This window comes from Kitasatospora sp. NPDC058243 (assembly GCF_042882025.1).
In the GTDB taxonomy this organism is placed as follows: Bacteria; Actinomycetota; Actinomycetes; order Streptomycetales; family Streptomycetaceae; genus Kitasatospora.
The window spans coordinates 133,509-151,938 of the sequence record NZ_JBHVWW010000011.1 but is presented as its reverse complement, the minus strand read 5'-3'; the positions used below and the strand labels follow the sequence as shown (position 1 = coordinate 151,938).

Genomic DNA, 18,430 nt, shown 5'->3' with positions numbered 1-18,430 from the left:
GACTCTTGCATCTGCAGTGAGCGCACACCACCATGGTGCACGTGCACCTGCACATCCCTGGCAATCCCGCGGGCTCCGCGTCGACCCCACGCGCGACTCCGTGCACCGACCCGGCAGCGTTCCCCCGCGCCACCGGGGGATCGTGTGCGCGCGCGCTGGTCGAGGGGGCGGCCGAGCGGCCGAGCGAGTCGGAGGTGACCGGCATGACCCCGGCGGGTCCAGCCGTGTCCGCCCCCTTATGGGAGGAGCTCTTCATGAGCACCGGTACGGCTTTGGCGGTTGACCCCCATGTGGTCACCTGTACGCTCGCTCCTCGCTTCGAAGCCGTCAGAACCGCGCGCGACTTCGCCAGAACCTCTCTTCAGCGCTGGGGCCTGATGGAGCTGTTCGACGACGTCGCGCTGGTGGCCTCGGAGCTGGTGACCAACGCACTGCGGCATGCGATCGGCGCACGACCCGACCCTGCGGGTGGCGCCCAGGGCGAGTACGACTTTCCCATACAGCCGACCCCCGAGGGCCGACTGCCGATCCGAATAAGCCTGGTCCACCGCTCTCCCCAGGTGGTCTGCGCGGTGAGCGACCCGAGCTGCATCGGCCCGGTCGCCCGGGAGGCGGACTTCGTCGCCGAGTCCGGCCGCGGACTGCACCTGGTGGAGTCCTTCAGCCGCTCCTGGGGTTGGCACCCGCTGGGCAGCGGCAAGGTGGTCTGGGCCCTGTTCGAGGCGGAGCCGGCCACCGGTTCCGAACTCGGTGGACGGCACCGGCGCTCGGCCTAGCGCCAGGCGGCGCGCGGCCGGCCGAGGGAGGCCCCGGGAGGACCGCACCCCGGGCTCCGCGGGGCGGCTCGACGGGCCTGGCGCAGGTGCGCCACGGGCTCCGGCTCAGTCCTCAGGACGATTCCCACGACGATTGCCGGGCCGGCCCCCCGGACGAGCCGGCCGGACTGACGGCCGGACACCCCGGCGGCCCGACCCCCGTCCGGGCCCCCAACCGTGCGCGGGACCACCCGCCGCGCCTGCGCGCGGTCGGCCGCGAGAGCGCCCGTCGGGAGAACGCCCGTCGCGTGGCCCCGGACCGGCCCCGGACAAGACAAAGGCCGTCGCGGTGTCAGCACCCACGACGGCCCCCCGATGGCAGGACGGCGGCCGGTCAGACCGCCAGGTGGTCGAACTCCCCGTCCTTGGCCCCCAGCAGCAGGGCGGCGATCTCGGCCCGGGTGTAGATGAGCGCCGGCCCTTCCGGGAAGCGCGAGTTGCGCATCGCCACATCGCCCCCCGGCAGGGCCGCGAACTCGACGCAGTTCCCCTGGGAGTTGCTGTGCAGGCTCTTCTGCCAGAGAACCCCCTTGAGGTCGGCGGCCGCCATCCCGTTGTAGGTGTCGTACGAGCCGTGCGTGTCCTGCGAGTCGTGCATAGAAATCTCCCGAAGAGCTCCGGAGTGGTCGTCCAGCGCGGCGCTCCCGGCACCCGCCGAACGAACGGACCGGCCCCGTACCGGCCCGGCACAACGCCTCACTTGACGCGATGATAGCTGCTGTGCACGTGCATCAGCACGGGACATTGCAGGTGCACGAGGCCTTTCACCGGCAGTTCCGAACTCTTCACGGGCCCTTCTCCTGACGGTACGTAAACGGACATAGCCGAGTGAATCGCCAGATTCTCGATAACCGGCCGTGAGCGGTTCCCCGCTGAATGTTGATCTTCAGACGCCCGGAGTCGCGCTGCCGTGACGCTCCGTCAGGCGACCTCCTGGCTGTGAGACATCTCACGCGCCACACAGGCAACTCGACGCCCCGTCGGACACGTCAGGGCTACGAGCGGTGATCGCTCGAAGGCTGGGTGAGATATGTCCGGATTGCGGGCAAACCGCCCGGACGGACACGGCGGGAACGCGGCACACCCGCCATGACCACGTGAAACTCGAACGGCAGCCGAATGCAGGCCTGACGGGCCGATGTCCTACGATCTCCGGCATGAGCACCGCAGCCATCCCGGGCGCGCCACTGCCCGTCCGCACTCCAGGCTCCCGTGCGCGGGGGCGCCACCGCCGCCCCGAGCGCCCCGAGATCCCGGCCGGCTCCCCGGCCCTGGTGCTCGCCGTGCCCGCGACCGCCGGGCCCGAGTCCCGCTCGGTCGTCGAGGAGCTGCTGTCGATCGTCCGCAGCGAGCAGAGCGGCATCCAGACCGCCGTCGGCTACCTCCCGGGCGAAGCCGCCCAGGGGGTCGACAGTGACGACCGCACCGTCGCCGAACTGCTGGCCATGGCCGCCGAGGCCGGCCTGCCCGCGCCGGTCCTGGTGCCGCTGGTACCCGGCCCGCACGGATTCCTGACCGAACTTCACGCCCTCGCCGCGGAGTACGGAGCCCCCGTCACCGACGTGCTCGGCCCGCACCCGCTGCTCGCCGAGGCCGTGCACGTGCGCCTGTCCGAGGCCGGCCTGGCACGCGCCGACCGGGCCCGGCTGTTCGCCATCGCGACCGCCGCGGACGGCGTCGTGCTGACCACCGTCGGCGGCGAGGAGGCCGCTGCCGCGGCCGGCATCACCGGTGTCCTGCTGGCGGCCCGGCTGGCCGTCCCGGTCGTGCCCGCCGCGCTCGACGTGCCGGGCTCGGTCGCCGCGGCCGTCAACCACCTCAAGGAGACCGGCTCCCAGCGCCCGGCGCTGGCACCGCTGGTGATCGGGCCGGAGGCCGACTCCGAACTGCTCGCCACGGCCGCCGAGGAGACCGGCTGCCCGTCCGCGGCGCCGCTGGGCGCCTACCCGACGGTCGGCCAGCTGATCGCCGCCACCTACCTGGCCGCGCTGCCGGCACCCTCCCCCGAGGCCCTGGCGCAGGCCGAGGCCGAGGCGGCGGAGGCCGCCGAGGGCGCGCACGCCGACCACTCCGGCCGGGGCGGTCACGCCGCCCACGCCGCTCGCACCGCCACCGAGGAGTCGGTCGGCCAGTAGCGGTCACCGCACGCGTGAAGGGCCCGGAACGGCTACGTTCCGGGCCCTTCCTGCTTGCCCCGTAAGGGAGTTAAGGGGCGAATAGGTGTGATGTCCGTTCTATCCGCATTTGTTCGCCGCCGCTCGATCCATCCCCCGACGGCCACAGTGTGGACGCACCTCCTTCTCGGCGGGCGGGCCCCGGGGGACCCGACCCGCCGCCACCCGCCTCCTGAAGCACAGACAGTTGCGCACGCCCTTCGCGGCATTGCCGGAAATCGGCCATTTTCGATCATGGCGAGCGAGGGGAACGACCGTTCTCGCCAAACCGTGATGCGCGTCACAGGTGTTTGCAGTTTGAACTTAAGTCTGCTTAACGTGCTCCCCGTTCGTGGCCACACGAACCCAGTTCATCCGCGACGCCGAGTCCTGCCGTCGGATGTCCTGGCAGCGCGAAAACGCACCACGGCAGGAGCGGGGGACCCACAGGTAAGTCGCCCCGGACCGTTCCCCGGAACGATCCAGGGCTAGGGGTGAAGCCGCGCCCACAGCGCGGCCGGGCAACTCCAGCCCGAATCCGACAGCTCACCTCGCAGGCGTGGGAGAGGACTGCGTCTTCATGCTGCCCACCAACGGCACCCGTCTGTCCAGTCGTACCCGACGCGTGATCGCCGCCATCGGCGTCGCGGGCGTCGGCCTCACCATCCCCTGCCTCACCTCCGGCACCGCCTCCGCCGCCTCCGTCGCCACCTGGGACAAGGTCGCCCAGTGCGAGAGCACCGGCAACTGGAGCATCAACACCGGCAACGGCTTCTACGGCGGCCTGCAGTTCACCTCCAGCACCTGGGCCGCCTTCGGCGGCACCGCGTACGCCCCCCAGGCCAACCAGGCCACCAAGGACCAGCAGATCGCCGTCGCCGAGAAGGTCCTCGCCTCGCAGGGCCCCGGCGCCTGGCCGGTGTGCTCGGTCCAGGCCGGCCTGACCAAGGGCGGCACCCCGGCCACCGTCGACACCTCGGCCGGCTCGACCACCGGCTCGGCTGCCAGCTCGACCGCCACCAAGCCCGCCGCGAAGCCGGCCACCCCGGCCACCCCGGCCGCCAAGCCCGCACAGAGCCAGGCCCCGGCCACCCCGGCCGCGAAGCCCGCACAGAGCCAGGCCCCGGCCACCCCGGCCACCCCGGCCGCGAAGCCCGCCAAGCCGGCCGCACCGGCCCAGGACCAGGCACAGGCCCCCGCCGACTCCGCCAACGGCACCTCGGCGCAGAAGGGCCAGAACCAGGCCCAGAACAGCGCCCAGCCCCAGGGCGACGACTACACCGTCACCTCCGGCGACTGGCTGTCCTCGATCGCCGACAAGCACAACCTCCAGGGCGGCTGGCAGCGGCTGTACGAGCTCAACCGCGGCACCCTGACCGAGGGTCCGGACACCATCTACCCGGGCCAGCGCCTCTCGTTCAAGGACGGCGGCCAGGCCCAGCAGTCGGCTCAGACCGACCAGTCCGGCTCGGACTTCACCTGGTTCGACCGCTCGCAGAAGTCCGGCCAGACCTCCAACGGCGCCGCCGTGAACGCCAAGCCGACCGCCCAGCCGCAGGCCCCGGCCCCGGCCCCGGCCCCGGCCCCGGCCCCGGCCGCCAAGCCGGCTTCCAAGCCGGCCGCCCAGGCGCAGACCCCCGCTCAGACCCCGGCCGCCACCGGCAGCATGGCCGCCGCGGTCTCCTTCGCCCAGTCGAAGGTCGGCCAGGCGTACGTCTACGGCGGTACCGGCAACGGCGGTTGGGACTGCTCCGGCCTGACCCAGGCCGCGCTGCGCGCCGCGGGCGTCTCCGTCCCGCGCGTCGCCGCCGACCAGGCCGCCGCCAGCACCCGCGTCTCGCTGGACAGCCTGCAGGCGGGCGACCTGCTGTTCTGGTCCAACAACGGCCAGAACTCCGGCGTCTACCACGTCGCGATCTACATCGGCGGCGGCCAGTACGTCGAGGCCGCCAACCCGAGCTCGGGCGTGCGCCTGCAGACCGTCGCCAACTGGGCGCCGGACTTCGCCGGCCGGGTCTGAGCACGACCCGCGGGTGACAGCTGACAACTGACGGCTGACAGATAACAGATTTCAGATAACAGATTTCATCATCTGTTATCTGTCAGTCGCCGCCCGCCCCGGCGGTCGCCCGGCGCCGTAGGAAGGCCGCCGGCAGACCGCCGGGCAGGACCGCCCGAGGCCATGGTCAAAGCCCGCCCCCAGCGGGCATGCTGCTGCTCCGGCACCCGAGGAGGAGTCACCATGGCCCAGGTCACCGTCACACTCGACGCCAACCTCGCGATCGACGCGATGATGCTCTCCGGCACCAAGAACCCGCAGGACGCCGTCGAACTCGTCCTGCGCGACTACCTGGCCCGCGGCCGCCGCACCGAGACCCGCACCGGCGACGCCACCGACGGCCAACGGCTCACCGAGAGCCGCCCCACGGACCACGAGGGCTGACCCGGCACCCGGGCGGCACGCAACGGGCCCCGGAGAGCAACAGCTCTCCGGGGCCCGTCCGTTGACCGTCCTCAGCGCGCGCAGGCCCCCGTGGAGCCGCGCATGACCAGCTCCGGCTGGAACATGAACTCCCCGCGCTGGACCGCGTTCCCGCCGACCTCCTCCAGCAGCGCGTCCACCGCCGCGGTCGCCATCGCCTCGACCGGCTGGCGGATCGTGGTCAGCGGCGGCTCGGTGAAGGCGATCAGCGGCGAGTCGTCGAAGCCGACCACCGAGACGTCGTGCGGCACCGACAGTCCACGCTGCCGCACCGCCCGGATCGCCCCGAGCGCCATCATGTCGCTGCCGCAGACGATCGCCGTGCAGCCCTTGTCCAGCAGTGCGCCGGCCGCCGCGTGCCCGCCCTCCACGCTGAACAGCGTGTGGTGGACGAGTTCCTCGGCCTCCTCCTGGCTCCGTCCCAGCACCTCGCGCATCGCCGCCGTGAAGCCCTCGATCTTGCGCAGCACCGGCACGTACCGCCGCTGCCCGACGGCCAGCCCGATCCGCTCGTGCCCGAGTTCGGCCAGGTGCTGGACGGCCATCCACATCGCGGCCCGGTCGTCCGGCGAGATGAACGGCGCGTCGATCCGCTCGCTGTAGCCGTTGATCAGCACGAACGGCACCCCGCGCCCGGTCAGCCGGGCGTAGCGGTCGTGGTCGGCGGTGGAGTCGGCGTGCAGCCCGGAGGCGAAGACGATGCCCGCCACACCCCGGTCGACCAGCATCTCGACCAGTTCGTCCTCGGTGGACCCGCCCGGCGTCTGGGTGCACAGCACCGGGGTGTACCCGTGCCGGCTGAGCACCTGCTCGATCACCTGGGCCAGTGCGGGGAAGATCGGGTTGCTCAGCTCCGGCGTGATCAGCCCGATCAGGCCGGCGCTGCGCTGGCGCAGTCGGGTCGGCCGCTCGTAGCCGAGCACGTCGAGCGCCGCCAGCACGGTCTGCCGGGTGGCGGCGGAGACGTTCGCCTTGCCGTTGAGTACGCGGGAGACGGTGGCTTCGCTGACCCCCGCCTGCGCCGCGATGTCTGAGAGTCGCGCCGTAGTCACGGTCCCAGAGCCTATTGCAACCACGTCAGACCGCCCACCAGCCGGTGCTGTCCGGCGCGAGCACCGTCTCGCCGCCGTCGACCACCAGCTCCACCGAGGAGAGCAGCAGCTTTCCGGGCGCCGCTATCCGGACCGGCTCGTCCGTGGCGTTGACGGTGCAGACGAAGGAGCCGCGGCGGAACGCCAGGGTCCCCTCGGGGCCCTCCAGCCACTCCACGGCCGTCCCGGCGCCGAGGTCGTCCTGGGAGCGGCGGACGGCGAGCGCGCTGCGGTACAGCTCCAGGGTGGACGCCGGGTCGCCGGTCTGCGCCTCGACGCTCAGCGCGGCCCACTCGGCCGGCTGCGGCAGCCAGGACGGCCCGCCGGCGACCGGGCCGAAGCCGTACGGGGCCTCGGTGCCGGACCACGGGATCGGGACGCGGCAGCCGTCGCGGTAGCCGTCCTGCCCGGCCTTGCGGAAGAACGACGGGTCCTGGCGGACCTCGTCCGGCAGGTCGGTGACGTCCGGGAGGCCGAGTTCCTCACCCTGGTAGATGTACGCGGAGCCGGGCAGCGCGAGCATCAGCAGGGTGGCGGCGCGGGCGCGGCGCAGGCCGAGCTCGCGGTCGCCGGGGGTGCGGATCTGGGTGCCGAGGCCGGGCGGGTTGGCGAAGCGGGTGGCGTGCCGGGTGACGTCGTGGTTGGACAGCACCCAGGTGGTGGGGGCGTCGACCGGGCGCATCGAGTCGAGCGAGACGTCGATCACCTCGCGCAGCGCGGCGGCGTCCCAACCAGCGCCCAGGTACTGGAAGTTGAAGGCCTGGTGCAGCTCGTCGGGGCGCACGTAGTTGGCGGTGCGCTGGACGGTCGGGGTCCAGGCCTCGGCGACGCCGATCCGCTGGCCCGGGTACTCGTCGAGGATCTTGCGCCAGCTGCGGTAGATCTCGTGCACGCCGTCCTGGTCGAAGAACGGCATGACGTCGTTGCCGAGCAGCTTGAGCTGGTCCGCGCCGCCGAGGTCGGGCAGGCCGGGGGCCTTCACCAGGCCGTGGGCGACGTCGATGCGGAAGCCGTCGACACCCATGTCGAGCCAGAACCGCAGGATCGAGCGGAACTCGTCGGCGACTGCCCGGTTCTCCCAGTTGAAGTCGGGCTGCTCGGGGGCGAACAGGTGCAGGTACCAGTCGCCGGGGGTGCCGTCCGGGTTCTCGCTGCGGGTCCAGGCCGGGCCGCCGAAGATGGACTCCCAGTCGTTGGGCGGCAGTTCGCCGTTCTCGCCCTTGCCGGGGCGGAAGTGGTACCGCTCGCGCAGCGGGGACTCGGGGCCCTCGCGCAGGGCGCGCTGGAACCACTCGTGCTGGTCCGAGGAGTGGTTGGGGACGAGGTCGACGATGATCCGCAGCCCCAGCTGGTGGGCGTCCCGGATGAGCGCGTCGGCGTCCAGCAGGCTGCCGAACATCGGGTCCACGGCGCGGTAGTCGGCGACGTCGTAGCCCGCGTCCGCCTGCGGCGAGGCGTAGAACGGCGAGAGCCAGACCGCGTCCACGCCGAGGTCGCGCAGGTACGGCAGGCGGCTGCGGATGCCGGGCAGGTCGCCCATGCCGTCGCCGTTGGAGTCGGCGAAGCTGCGCGGGTACACCTGGTAGATGACCGCGTCCCGCCACCAGCCTCTGGAGGCGCCGCCAGTCACAGGAGCCGGGGTGACCGCCTCGTGGGCGGCGGCGTCGGCGGCAGGCCGGGAGGTGTCGGCCAGGTTCTGGGTCATGGACGGTATCCCTTGGGGACTAGAGGAGCGAGGAGCGTTACGACTTGGAGGCACCGGCGGTCAGACCGGTGACCAGGTGGCGCTGCACCAGGTAGAAGAAGGCTGCCGACGGGATCGCGATCAGCACGGCGGTCGCGGCCATCAGGTTCCACTGGGCGTCGTGCTCGCTGACGAAGGTCTGCAGGCCCACGGCCAGCGTGTACTTGTCGGAGCTGAGCATGAAGGTGGAGGCGAACGGCACCTCGGCCCAGTAGGTGAGGAAGGAGTAGAAGGCGGCCACCGCCAGGCCCGGGCGGGCGAGCGGCAGCACCAGCCGCCAGAAGGTGCCGAACGGGCTGAGCCCGTCGACCCGGCCGGCCTCGTCGATCTCCACCGGGATGGTGTCGAAGTAGCCCTTCAGCAGCCAGGCGCAGTACGGCACGGTGGTGGTCGAGTAGACCAGGATCAGGCCCAGGTAGCTGTCCAGCAGGCCGAGGTCGGAGAGCATCGTGTACATCGGCACGATCAGCACCGCGATCGGGAACATCTGGGTGACCAGCAGCGACCACATCAGCGGCCGGTGGCCGGGGAAGCGCATCCGGGAGACGGCGTAGCCGGTGGTGGCGGCGACCAGGACGCCGAACACGGTGGTGACGCCGGAGACCAGGAGGGCGTTGCCGAACCAGGTGAAGAAGTCCGTGTCGAACAGCACGTGGTGGTAGTTCGACAGCGTGAGCTTGTCGAGGATCGCGCCGGGGTGGAGGTAGTCGGTCTTGTCCGGGCCGAGCGAGACGAAGAGGATCCACGCCACCGGGAACAGCGCGATCAGGCCGGCCACGATCAGGGTGCCGTGGGACAGCGCCCTGGCCAGCGGGCTGCTCTCGCCGCGCCGGCGGGCCTTGGCCGGCCGGGCGGCCGGGGCCACGGCCGTCGCGGGGGTGGGGAGTTCGGTGGTGGTGCTCATCGGGGGTACCTGCCTTCGTGGGTCAACTGGGTCCGGGGCCTCAGCCGTTGGCCTGCTCGTTGCGGGCGAGCCAGCGCCGGTAGAAGGCGGTGAAGACGATCAGGATGGACAGCAGGATCACGCCGTAGGCGGCGGACTGGGCGTAGTCCCGGGGGATCTGGCCGAAGCCGAGGCGGTAGGCCCAGGTGACCAGCAGCTGGGCGTCGGGCGCACCGGTGCCGAAGAGCAGGAAGATGACGTTGAACTGGTTGAACGTCCAGATCACGCCGAGCAGGACGACGGTGGAGGAGACGGCCCGCAGCCCGGGCAGGGTGACGTACCGGAAGCGCTGCCACGGCGTGGCGCCGTCCATCTCGGCGGCCTCGTACAGCTCGGCCGGGATCGACTGCAGGCCGCCGAGCAGCGAGATCATCATGAACGGCACGCCGGCCCAGGTGTTGACCAGGATCGCGGCGGACTTCTGCGCCCACGGGTCGGTGAGCCAACCGGGTTCGGGCAGGTGGAGGAAGCCGAGCATGCTGTTGACGACACCGCCGTCGGACAGCATCAGTCGCCAGGAGAAGACGGTGACGAAGGTCGGCACGGCCCAGGGCAGGATGAGCAGCATCCGGTAGACGGCGCGGCCGCGCAGCTTCTTGTTGAGCAGCAGGGCGAGGCCCAGGCCGAGGGTGTAGTGCAGGAAGACGCAGATGGCCGTCCAGGCGATGGTCCAGACGAAGTGGGACCAGAAGCGGTCGTACGAGCCGGGGCCCCACAGGATGTCGGCGTAGTTGTGGAAGCCGACGAAGTTGTAGCTGGCCGGGATCTCGTTGACGCCGATCTTGCGGGCGACGTTGAGGCTGTTGGCGTCGGTCAGGGTGAGCCAGAGGCCCTGGACCAGCGGGTAGAGCACCAGGGCACCGAGGACCAGCACCACGGGGGCGATCATCGCGTAGGCGTACCAGTGCTTGGCGTAGGAGCGCTTGACGCGTTCCAGCAGGCCCGGACGCTGCTCGCGCTCCGGGCTGCCCTTGCCGGTGGCGCCCTGCACGGCGACTGACATCGATTGACACCTTCTCGGGGGGAAGTCTCGGGGAGAGCGGGTCCGGCCGCCGGGCCCGCCGGGTGGCCGCCGCCGCTCCAGGCCGGACAGGGCCTGGAGCGACGGCGGCCCGGACGGCCGACGGCGACTACTTGGCGAAGCCCGGCAGCAGCTTGGCGTAGTCGGTGGCGACGGTGTTCAGCGCGTCCTGGGTGCCGGTGCCCTGGACGGCCTTGCCCAGGTTGGTGCCGAGCGAGGAGAACAGCGAGCTGTACTCGGGCAGTTCGGGGCGCGGCTTGGCGCTGCCGAGGACGGCCTGGAAGCCGGCGATGCCGGGGTCGGCCTTGACGTCGGCGGTGAAGGCGTCGGAGCGGGTCGGCAGGGTGGAGTTCTTCTGCGCGATGAAGGCCTGGCTCTCCGCCGAGGTCATGAAGGCGGCGAACTTCTCGGCGGCGGCCTTGTGGGCCTGGTCGGCACCGGCGTAGACGGAGATGTTGTGCCCGCCGGTGGGCGCACCGGACTTGCCGCTGGAGCCCGCCGGGACGGGCGCGATGCCGAGGTTGTTCTTGTCGGCGAACGCGGCGCCCTTGTAGATGTTGGTGATCTCCCACGGGCCCTGGACGATGGCCGCGACCTTGCCGTTGTTGAAGGCGTCCATCATGTGCGCGTAGGCGTCGGTGGTGACGTCGGCCTTGGCCATGCCGGGCGCGGTGAACATCGTCTTGTAGGTCTCGATGGCCTTGACGGCCTCCGGCGAGGTGACAGTGATCTTCTTGCCGGCGGCGTCGACGGTGTCGGTGCCCTCGCCGAACAGGAACGGCATCGCGTAGTAGCCGTCCGCGGCCTTCAGCCAGAAGCCGTCGACACCGGCCTTGTCCTTGAGCGCGGCGGCGTCGGTCTTCAGCTCGTCCCAGGTCTTGGGGGCGGCGGTGATGCCGGCCTTGGCGAACAGCTCCTTGTTGTAGAGCAGGCCCAGGGTGTCGGTGACCAGCGGCACGCCGTACAGCTTGCCGTCGAACTTGGCCTGCTGGATCAGGCTGGGCTGGAAGGCGGAGGTGTCGGCGACGGCCGGGGTGCCGTCGAGCGGCTCCAGGTAGCCGGCCTTGGCGAAGGCGGCGGTCCAGCCGACCTCGGAGCGGAACACGTCCGGAGCGCCCTTGGCCCCCATGGCGGTCTGGAGCTTGTTCTGCGCCTGGTCGAACGGGACGTTGACGAAGTCGACCTTGACGTTCGGGTTGGCGGCCTCGAACTTCTTGACCAGCTCCTGGTAGTTCGGCGCCTCGTTGGTGGCGTTCGAGGTGTCCCAGTAGGTGAGGGTGACCGGCCCGTCGGCCTTGCCGTTTGAGCTGGAGCCGCTGCTGCCACAGGCAGCCATCGAGACCGCGAGGGCCACAACGAGGGCAGAGGCCGCGATGCCACGCCGCATGAGAACTCCTTGGGAGGGTGGGGGTGCCCGAGATCTTCGGAGACAGGCGCATAATGGCTGCCTCGTGCCGACTGCACCGTTGCTGCCGTCGGGCTCGGAAGGAAGTTAACAGCGGTGCAATAGCGACGGAAAGTCCTTGCAGCAAGTTTCTGCAAGAAACAGCGATCGTTACGCCCACGTGTCCTGGACGTAGCCGCACGGTAGTTGACAGTGCGACCAAATGTCCGGGTTCGCCCGCTTCAAGCCGGTACCGGATGGCCGAGAGCACCACCATCCCTGGCCGAAAACCGCTTGCAGCAGACTGAACGCATGCGTATCAGAGCCGCCATGAGGGACGAACTGCCGCTGCTGTGCGAACTGGAGCGGGCCGCCGGGGCCCCCTTCGCCGCGATCGGCATGCCGGAGATCGCCGACGACGAACCACCGGCGCCGCACGAGCTGACCCACTACCTGGACGCGGGCATCGCCCTGGTCGCCGTCCCCGACGCGACCGACCTGCCCCACGGAACCGACCTGCCCCAGCAACCCGGTCCCGGTCCCGGTCCGATCGCCGGCTACCTGCTCGCCGAGCCGGTGGACGGCGCCCTGCACATCGAGCAGGTGTCGGTCCACCCCGACCACGCCCGCCGGGGCATCGGCCGGGCGCTGATCGAACACCTCGCGGCCGGCACCGACGCCCCCGCGCTCACCCTCACCACCTTCGCCGACGTCCCCTGGAACGCCCCCTACTACGCCCGCTGCGGCTTCCGCCCGCTCGCCGACCACGAGCTCACCCCGGGCCTGCGGGAGATCCGCCGCAAGGAGGCCGAGCACGGTCTCGACCGCTGGCCCCGGCTCTGCATGCGCCGGGACCTCGCACGGGACCTCCAGCAGGACCTCACGCAGAACCTCACGCAGAACCTCACGCAGAACCTCACCCCGGACGTGCCCGGAGCGCTCAGCTGACGCCCAGCCGCAGCACGGTGGTCGAGCGGAACTCCTCCCCCGGCCGCAGCACGGTGCTCGGGAACGCCGGGTGGTTCGGGGAGTCCGGGAAGTGCTGGGTCTCCAGCGCGATCCCGGCGAACGGCCCGTACGGGACACCGCTCGCGCCGGTGACCGCCCCCTGGAACTTGTTGGCCGTGTAGACCTGGACGCCCGGCTCGGTGGTCAGCACCTCCAGGGTGCGCCCGCTGACCGGGTCCTCCAGCAGCGCCGCCCGGGCCGGGCTGCCGTCGGCCGGCCGGGCCCGGAGCACCCAGTTGTGGTCGTAGCCGCCGGGCCCGGCCAGCTGCGGGTGGTCGTCGTGCACCGACTTGCCGATCGGCGTGGCCACCGTGAAGTCGAACGGCGTGCCGGCCACCGGTTCGGTCCGCCCGTAAGGGATCTGCCGCTCGTCGGCCGGGGTGTAGGCGTCGGCGTCGAGGGTGAGCAGGTGGCCGCGGACGTCGCCGTTCCCTTCACCCGCAAGGTTGAAGTACGCGTGGTTGGTCAGGTTGACCACGGTCGGCTTGCTGGTGACGGCGCGGTAGGCGATCACCAACTCGCCGGCCGGGTCCAGGGTGTAGGAGACGGTGATGTCCAGCGCGCCGGGGAAGCCCTGGTCGCCGTCCGGGCTGTGCAACCGCAGCCGCACCCCGCCCTCGATCCGCTCGGCCTCCCAGATCCGCTGCGCGAAGCCGTCCGGCCCGCCGTGGATGGTGATGCCGCCGCCGGTCGGGGCGAGCGGGTGCTCCTCGCCGTCGATGGTGATCCTGGAACCGTCGATCCGGTTGGCGTACCGGCCGACCACGGTGCCGTAGTGCCGGGCCGGGCCGAGGATCTGCGTCAGCTGGTCGGTGGAGAGCAGCAGTTGGGCGGGGCGCCCGGCGCGGTCCGGGCCGGTGAGGGTGTGCAGGGTGGCGCCGAGGGTGAGCACGCTCGCCTCGTACGGGCCGGCGGAGAGCGTCCAGCGCTCGATCGCGGCGCCCGCGCCCGAGGGGTCGAGGGGTTCGTGCCGCACGCTGGTGGCCTCGCTCGCCATGGCCTGCTCCTCACTGGCGGTCGCGGGGTGCCGTGACCGCCCCGGTTCCGGGTCCGTCCAGGGGGTCGCCGCGGCGCCCCCACGTCTGCGTCAGCCTAGGGCGTGTCTGACAATTCGCGGCGGATCAGCGCGCGGCTCCCCCAGCCTTCGGCCGGGAGGTACCCCCATTACGCGCCCGGCTGGGCGTGCCGGCGAAGCGTCCTCGTACTGGGTGTACTTGGACGTTTCGCCGGTGCGTTCAGGCGGGATGCCTGGGGGCACCTCCCGGCCGCCAGGCTGGGGGAGCGTCGTGCGCCCGGCGGGAATTGTCAGACACGCCCTAACGACGGCGACCGCTCCGGGAGCGCTCCCGTGCCTCCGCGCGCCGCCCCGCCGCCCACGCCCCCCTGCCACCGCGGGCTACGCCTCCTCGGGCTCCGCCCCCGGCCGGGTGGCCCCGCGCGGCTGCGTCGGCAGCCCGAGGGCGGAGGCCAGGCCGTCCGGCCCGCTGCCCGCCTTGCGGTAGACCGCGGCCAGTCGGCGGTTGACCAGGCTGAGGTGCACGCCGAGCTCGTCGGCGATGCGCTGCGGCGGCACGCCCTGCACCGCGAGGTTGGCGACCTCCCACTCGGGCTGACTGAGCGTCTCCCGGAAGTCGCGCAGCCCCAGCCGGTTGGGCCGCAGGCCGTAGTTGGCCAGCTCCCGCCGCGCCTGGTCGACCAGCCCCTCGGCCGAGCAGTGCTGGGCCAGTTCGATGCCCTGGTACAGGTACTCCTGCGCGTCCTCCAGCCGCCCGACCCGGCGCAGCGCGGCGCCGAGGTCGACCAGCGCGACGGCGTGCTCGTACCCGGCCGGCGACTGGCCGAGGTACATCACGGCCTGCTCCAGCAGCTCGACCGCCTGCTGGCCGTCCTCGATCTGGGCGTTCAGCCGCAGCGCGGTGCCGATCGCCGAGGCGGTGCCGAAGGTGCGGGCGTCCTGGACGGCCTTCTGGGCGTACTCGCGGGCGCGGTCGGGCTCGTCGGCCGCGATCGCGATGGCGAGGTGGCCGGCCCAGGGCGCCCAGACGGTGTTGTGCCAGCCGCGGGCCTCCAGTTGGGCTCCGGCCTCGGTGAGCGCGGCGGCCGCCCCGGCGTAGCGCTTCTTGGCGATCAGCAGCTTGCCGTACAGCGAGGGCGCGTCGGGCAGCACCATCGCGGTCGTGTGGTACGGCGGGTGGAAGCCGAACTCGACGGCGAGTTCCCAGGCCTCCTCGGTCCGGCCGCGGGCGAGCAGGGTGTCCACCAGGACGCCGACGGCGTCCCAGGCGAGCGGCAGCTTGGGGCCGATCCGCTCGGACAGTCGCAGTGCGCGGCGCAGGAAGTCCTCGGCCTCGGCGAGCAGGCCGCGGCGGAAGCGGGCGAGGCCCATCAGGAAGTACGCGAAGCCCCGGTGGGCACCGCTCCACCCGGCGACCTCGAACTGGATGATGGCGTCCGCGAACAGCCGCTCGGCCTGGGCGATGCGGTCGTTGTAGGTGTAGGTGAGGCCGAGCATGGAGGGCAGTTCGAAGCCCCAGGTGCTGTCGGTCCAGCCGAGTCCCTTGGGCAGGCGGCCGGCGTCGAGGACTGCGTCGGCGTAGGTCAGCGCCTCGGCGGAGGGGGCGCCGCGCAGGGTGAGGTCCCAGGCGCGCATCGCGAGGACGGCCCGGTCGGCGGCGTCGCGGGTGCTGAGGCCGTCGCACATGAGGCCGAGCCGGGTGGATCGGCCAGGCCCGTCGTCCTCGGACTTGCGGAAGGCGTGCCACATGAACGAGGCGGCCTGGAGCCGGAGTCGGCCGGCCGGGTCGGCGGTCTGCTCGGCCTCGTCCTGGCAGACCACCGCGGCCTGGCGCAGTTCGCCGCTGTGTGCGAGCACCTCGGAGAGCCGGAAGGTGGCGTCTACCCGCAGTTCGGGGCGCAGCGGCCCCTCGTCGGGGTCGAGGGCGAGCTTGAGCTGGTTGACGGTGGCGACGGGGTCGGTGAGCAGGGCGGAGCAGCCCAGTTCGTACAGCACCTCGGCGCGGATGTCGTCGGCCGGGGGTTCGTTGAGGGCGCGGTGCAGGCAGCGCTGGGCGGCTTCGGGGGCGCCGATCAGCAGGTGTTCGACGGCGGCCCGGCGCAGTTTGCGGACGGTCTTGTCGTCGCCCTCGCCGGAGAAGGTCTCGACGAGGTGGCGGGAGGCGGCGAGCAGGCCGAGTCCGGCGTTCTCGATCTCGGCGGCGGCGACGCCGTGCATGCCGGTGCGGGTGGCCTCCGGCATGGTGTTGTAGATCGAGCTGCCGATCAGCGGGTGGACGAACTCCAGGTTGCCGTTGGGGGTCTGGGTGAGCACGCGCTGCTTGCGCAGCTGCTTGATGGCGTCGCGGGCGCCCTCGGTGGTCTGGGCGCAGATCCGGGTGGCGAGGTCGACCCGGATGTCGGTGCCGAGCATCGCGCAGGCCCAGGCGAAGCGCAGGGTGCCGGAGCCGAGCCGGTCGATCCAGCTCTTGAGGGTCATTCCGGTGGCGTCGACGGCGAGTTCGCGCAGTTGCTGGGAGTTCTCCTCGACCGGTTCGAGGTCCTGGTCGCGGACCTGGTCGAGCAGGGCGACGGCTTCGAAGGGGTTGCCGTTGACGACGTTCCAGAACTCGTAGCAGAAGGCGTCCTCGGCCTTGTCGCCGAGTTCGGCGCGGATCATGTCGGTGACGGAGACCAGCGAGAGCCGGTTGAGCTCGTGCTTGCTGGTGGCAAGGCCGAGGACGGCCTTGCGGTGCTGCTGGATCTCGGTCGGCCAGTCGTTCTCGTCCTCGCGGAAGGCGAAGACGAGCAGGACGGGCAGTTCGCGGGAGCGGACGGCGAACTGGGTGAGCCAGGAGAGCGACTCGTGGTCGCCCCAGTGCAGGTCGTCGACGATCATGACCAGCGGGGCCCGGCGCGGCGCGAGTTGGGTGAGGACGTAGTCGAGGCCGTCGCGCACGCCCTGGGGGTCGAGGCGGCGGGCGCCGGCCTTGGGCCGCTTGAGGCCCATGGCCGGTCCGACGACCTCCTCCCAGGTGCCCATGACCTGGCGGAACTCGTCGGGCTGCAGGCTGGTGAGGAGGGGTTGGAGGAGCTGGCGCAGCACGTGGTAGGGCTCGTTGAACTGGCGCTCGCCGCCGCGGGCGAACAACACCGTGGCGCGGTCGCGGAGTTTGGCGACCCGTCGGACCTCGTGCAGCAGGCTGGTCTTTCCGATGCCGGGGCGACCGGAGAAGGCGAGCAGTTCGCCGATCTCGGTGCCGCCGGCCGCGAATTCGCAGCAGAGCTTGTCGACGGCCGTCTCGACGGAGCGGAGTTCGGCGTCGCGGTCGCGCAGCCTGACCCTCGGCGAGGTGCTGTCGCCGTCCCGGCCGGAACCTGATCCCGTCCGAAGTTCGTTGTCCTGCTCGGTCACCGTCGTGCCTCCGCCTCGCCACTCGCGTCACAGCCCGTGTCGCTGCTCGCATCACTGCCCGTGGAGCCGAGGTTAGCGCTGCGTGGCACTCGCTGTGGGGCATTCGCGCAGGCTGGGGCGGACGGTGAGGGTTCGGACGCCTTGCCAAGGGCAATTGCCCTATACCCCTAACGTCCGATCATTACATCAGATACCCTACGGCCCGCGAGGCGAAGATGATCTTTCGCTATCACCCTCTCCCCGGAAGCCTCGCCGCGTCAACTCCCCCCACACCCAACGTTCGAACCACTAGTACCCCCACCCTTCGCCGCACCGGGAGTCCGATGTCTGACGACACCTCACTTCAGATTCCGTTCCCGCACCGTCGCAGCCCGCACGGACCGCAGGCCACCGCGCTGCACCGTGACTGGCTGGTCCGCCACCCGCTGCTCCCCGACGTCGACCACCCCGGGTACGCCCACTGGGACGTGGTCGACCTCGCCGCCCTCGGCTACCCCGACACCGGCCCGGACGAACTCTCCCTCGCCGCCGACCTGATGGGCTTCTACTTCCTCTTCGACGACCAGTTCGACGGCCCGCTCGGCCGCCGCCCGACGGAGGTCGCCCCCATCTGCGAGCGGCTGATCGCCGTCCTGCACGGAGCCCGCCCCGACCAGGACTCGCCGGTCGAGACCGCCTTCGCCGACCTCTGGGACCGCAGCGTGCGCGGCATGCCCGCCCGCTGGCAGGCCCGCGCCGCGTACAACTGGGAGTGGTACCTGGCCAGTCACCCCGCCGAGGCCGCCGGCCGCATCTCCACCCGGCCACCCGACCGCGACGGCTACCTGGTGCTCAGACGAGGCACCGCGGCGATGGAGACCATCTTCGACATGGTCGAACGCCTCGGCCAGTTCGAGGTGCCCGCAGCCGTCCTGCACCACCCGGTGCTGCGTCAACTGCGCCAGCTGGCAGCCGACATCCCCTCGCTCAGCAACGACGTCCGGTCGTTCCCGCTGGAGGCCCCGCGCGGCGACGTCAACAACCTGGTGATGATCGTCCAGCGCGAGCGCCGCTGCTCGGCCGAGGAGGCCTGCGCGGTGGTGCTGGAGGAGGCGCAGCTGATGGTCGAGCGGTGCCGGGACCTGCACAACCGACTGCCGGACGTCTACCGGGAGTTGGGGCTCTCCCGGGTCGAACGGACGATCGCCCAGCGGTACGCGGACGGGCTGGTCACCTGGCTCGCCGGCTACCTGTACTGGGAGTCCCGCACCGGCCGGTACCACGCGGTCTGACACCGTCCCGGACGGAGCGCGGAGACACGGTGCGCGCCCCGCGCGACGGCCGGAACGCGCAACCCTCCGTACGGGCCGGGCGCACGGACCGTAGCCGCGCCCGCGCCGGG

14 protein-coding genes and 1 riboswitch are annotated in these 18,430 nt (G+C 71.7%); of the genes, 6 read left to right on the top strand and 8 right to left on the bottom strand.

The window, feature by feature from the left end:
* The first annotated feature begins 254 nt into the window (after positions 1–254).
* On the top strand, positions 255–776 hold the full coding sequence (locus tag ACFVX9_RS11005) for an ATP-binding protein (RefSeq protein ID WP_244293511.1): 522 nt from the start codon (positions 255–257) through the stop codon (positions 774–776).
* 373 nt (positions 777–1,149) lie between these two features.
* Here ACFVX9_RS11005 and ACFVX9_RS11000 read toward each other — a convergent pair whose 3' ends face one another.
* Positions 1,150–1,413, bottom strand: coding sequence for a DUF397 domain-containing protein (locus ACFVX9_RS11000; protein WP_063350130.1), 264 nt, complete (start codon positions 1,411–1,413; stop codon positions 1,150–1,152).
* Between the two features lie 559 nt (positions 1,414–1,972).
* Here ACFVX9_RS11000 and ACFVX9_RS10995 point away from each other — a divergent pair.
* From ACFVX9_RS10995 to ACFVX9_RS10985, 3 genes are all read left to right on the top strand, one after another.
* Positions 1,973–2,950 carry a hypothetical protein gene (locus tag ACFVX9_RS10995; RefSeq protein ID WP_387981365.1) on the top strand — a complete coding sequence of 326 codons (978 nt, stop codon included), beginning with the start codon at positions 1,973–1,975 and terminating at the stop codon, positions 2,948–2,950.
* A 430-nt stretch (positions 2,951–3,380) separates the two neighbouring features.
* Positions 3,381–3,541: riboswitch (cyclic di-AMP (ydaO/yuaA leader) on the top strand.
* On the top strand, positions 3,528–4,988 hold the full coding sequence (locus tag ACFVX9_RS10990) for a transglycosylase family protein (RefSeq protein ID WP_387981363.1): 1,461 nt from the start codon (positions 3,528–3,530) through the stop codon (positions 4,986–4,988). It overlaps the preceding riboswitch by 14 nt.
* 222 nt (positions 4,989–5,210) lie before the next feature.
* Positions 5,211–5,411, top strand: coding sequence for a hypothetical protein (locus ACFVX9_RS10985; RefSeq protein WP_063350127.1), 201 nt, complete (start codon positions 5,211–5,213; stop codon positions 5,409–5,411).
* A gap of 71 nt (positions 5,412–5,482) precedes the next feature.
* Here ACFVX9_RS10985 and ACFVX9_RS10980 read toward each other — a convergent pair whose 3' ends face one another.
* The 5 genes from ACFVX9_RS10980 to ACFVX9_RS10960 all read right to left on the bottom strand — a co-directional run bounded on the left by ACFVX9_RS10980 (position 5,483) and on the right by ACFVX9_RS10960 (position 11,636).
* Entirely contained in the window at positions 5,483–6,502 is a 1,020-nt protein-coding gene (locus ACFVX9_RS10980) for a LacI family DNA-binding transcriptional regulator (protein WP_387981361.1), read from the bottom strand.
* Between the two features lie 25 nt (positions 6,503–6,527).
* Positions 6,528–8,246 (bottom strand): glycoside hydrolase family 13 protein, encoded by a 1,719-nt coding sequence (locus ACFVX9_RS10975; protein ID WP_380379150.1) that lies wholly within the window; start codon positions 8,244–8,246, stop codon positions 6,528–6,530.
* A 37-nt stretch (positions 8,247–8,283) separates the two neighbouring features.
* A complete protein-coding gene (locus ACFVX9_RS10970; RefSeq protein WP_363377249.1) occupies positions 8,284–9,189 on the bottom strand; it encodes a carbohydrate ABC transporter permease in 906 nt (301 codons plus the stop codon).
* A gap of 40 nt (positions 9,190–9,229) precedes the next feature.
* Complete coding sequence (locus ACFVX9_RS10965; RefSeq protein ID WP_063350124.1) at positions 9,230–10,231, bottom strand: carbohydrate ABC transporter permease; 1,002 nt, start codon at positions 10,229–10,231, stop codon at positions 9,230–9,232.
* Positions 10,232–10,358: 127 nt separating this feature from the next.
* Positions 10,359–11,636 carry an extracellular solute-binding protein gene (locus ACFVX9_RS10960; protein ID WP_380373758.1) on the bottom strand — a complete coding sequence of 426 codons (1,278 nt, stop codon included), beginning with the start codon at positions 11,634–11,636 and terminating at the stop codon, positions 10,359–10,361.
* Between the two features lie 309 nt (positions 11,637–11,945).
* Here ACFVX9_RS10960 and ACFVX9_RS10955 point away from each other — a divergent pair, with 309 nt between their 5' ends.
* Positions 11,946–12,581: a GNAT family N-acetyltransferase gene (locus tag ACFVX9_RS10955; protein ID WP_380373761.1), complete on the top strand. Its 636-nt coding sequence runs from the start codon at positions 11,946–11,948 to the stop codon at positions 12,579–12,581.
* Here the strand turns inward: ACFVX9_RS10955 and ACFVX9_RS10950 are convergent.
* Together ACFVX9_RS10950 and ACFVX9_RS10945 are read right to left on the bottom strand one after the other, a co-directional pair.
* Positions 12,574–13,638 carry an aldose epimerase family protein gene (locus ACFVX9_RS10950; RefSeq protein WP_380373763.1) on the bottom strand — a complete coding sequence of 355 codons (1,065 nt, stop codon included), beginning with the start codon at positions 13,636–13,638 and terminating at the stop codon, positions 12,574–12,576. The genes ACFVX9_RS10955 and ACFVX9_RS10950 overlap by 8 nt on opposite strands.
* Before the next feature lie 399 nt (positions 13,639–14,037).
* On the bottom strand, positions 14,038–17,049 hold the full coding sequence (locus ACFVX9_RS10945; protein ID WP_380373766.1) for an ATP-binding protein: 3,012 nt from the start codon (positions 17,047–17,049) through the stop codon (positions 14,038–14,040).
* 323 nt (positions 17,050–17,372) lie between these two features.
* Here ACFVX9_RS10945 and ACFVX9_RS10940 point away from each other — a divergent pair, with 323 nt between their 5' ends.
* Entirely contained in the window at positions 17,373–18,320 is a 948-nt protein-coding gene (locus ACFVX9_RS10940; protein WP_387981358.1) for a terpene cyclase, read from the top strand.
* Positions 18,321–18,430: the final 110 nt, after the last annotated feature.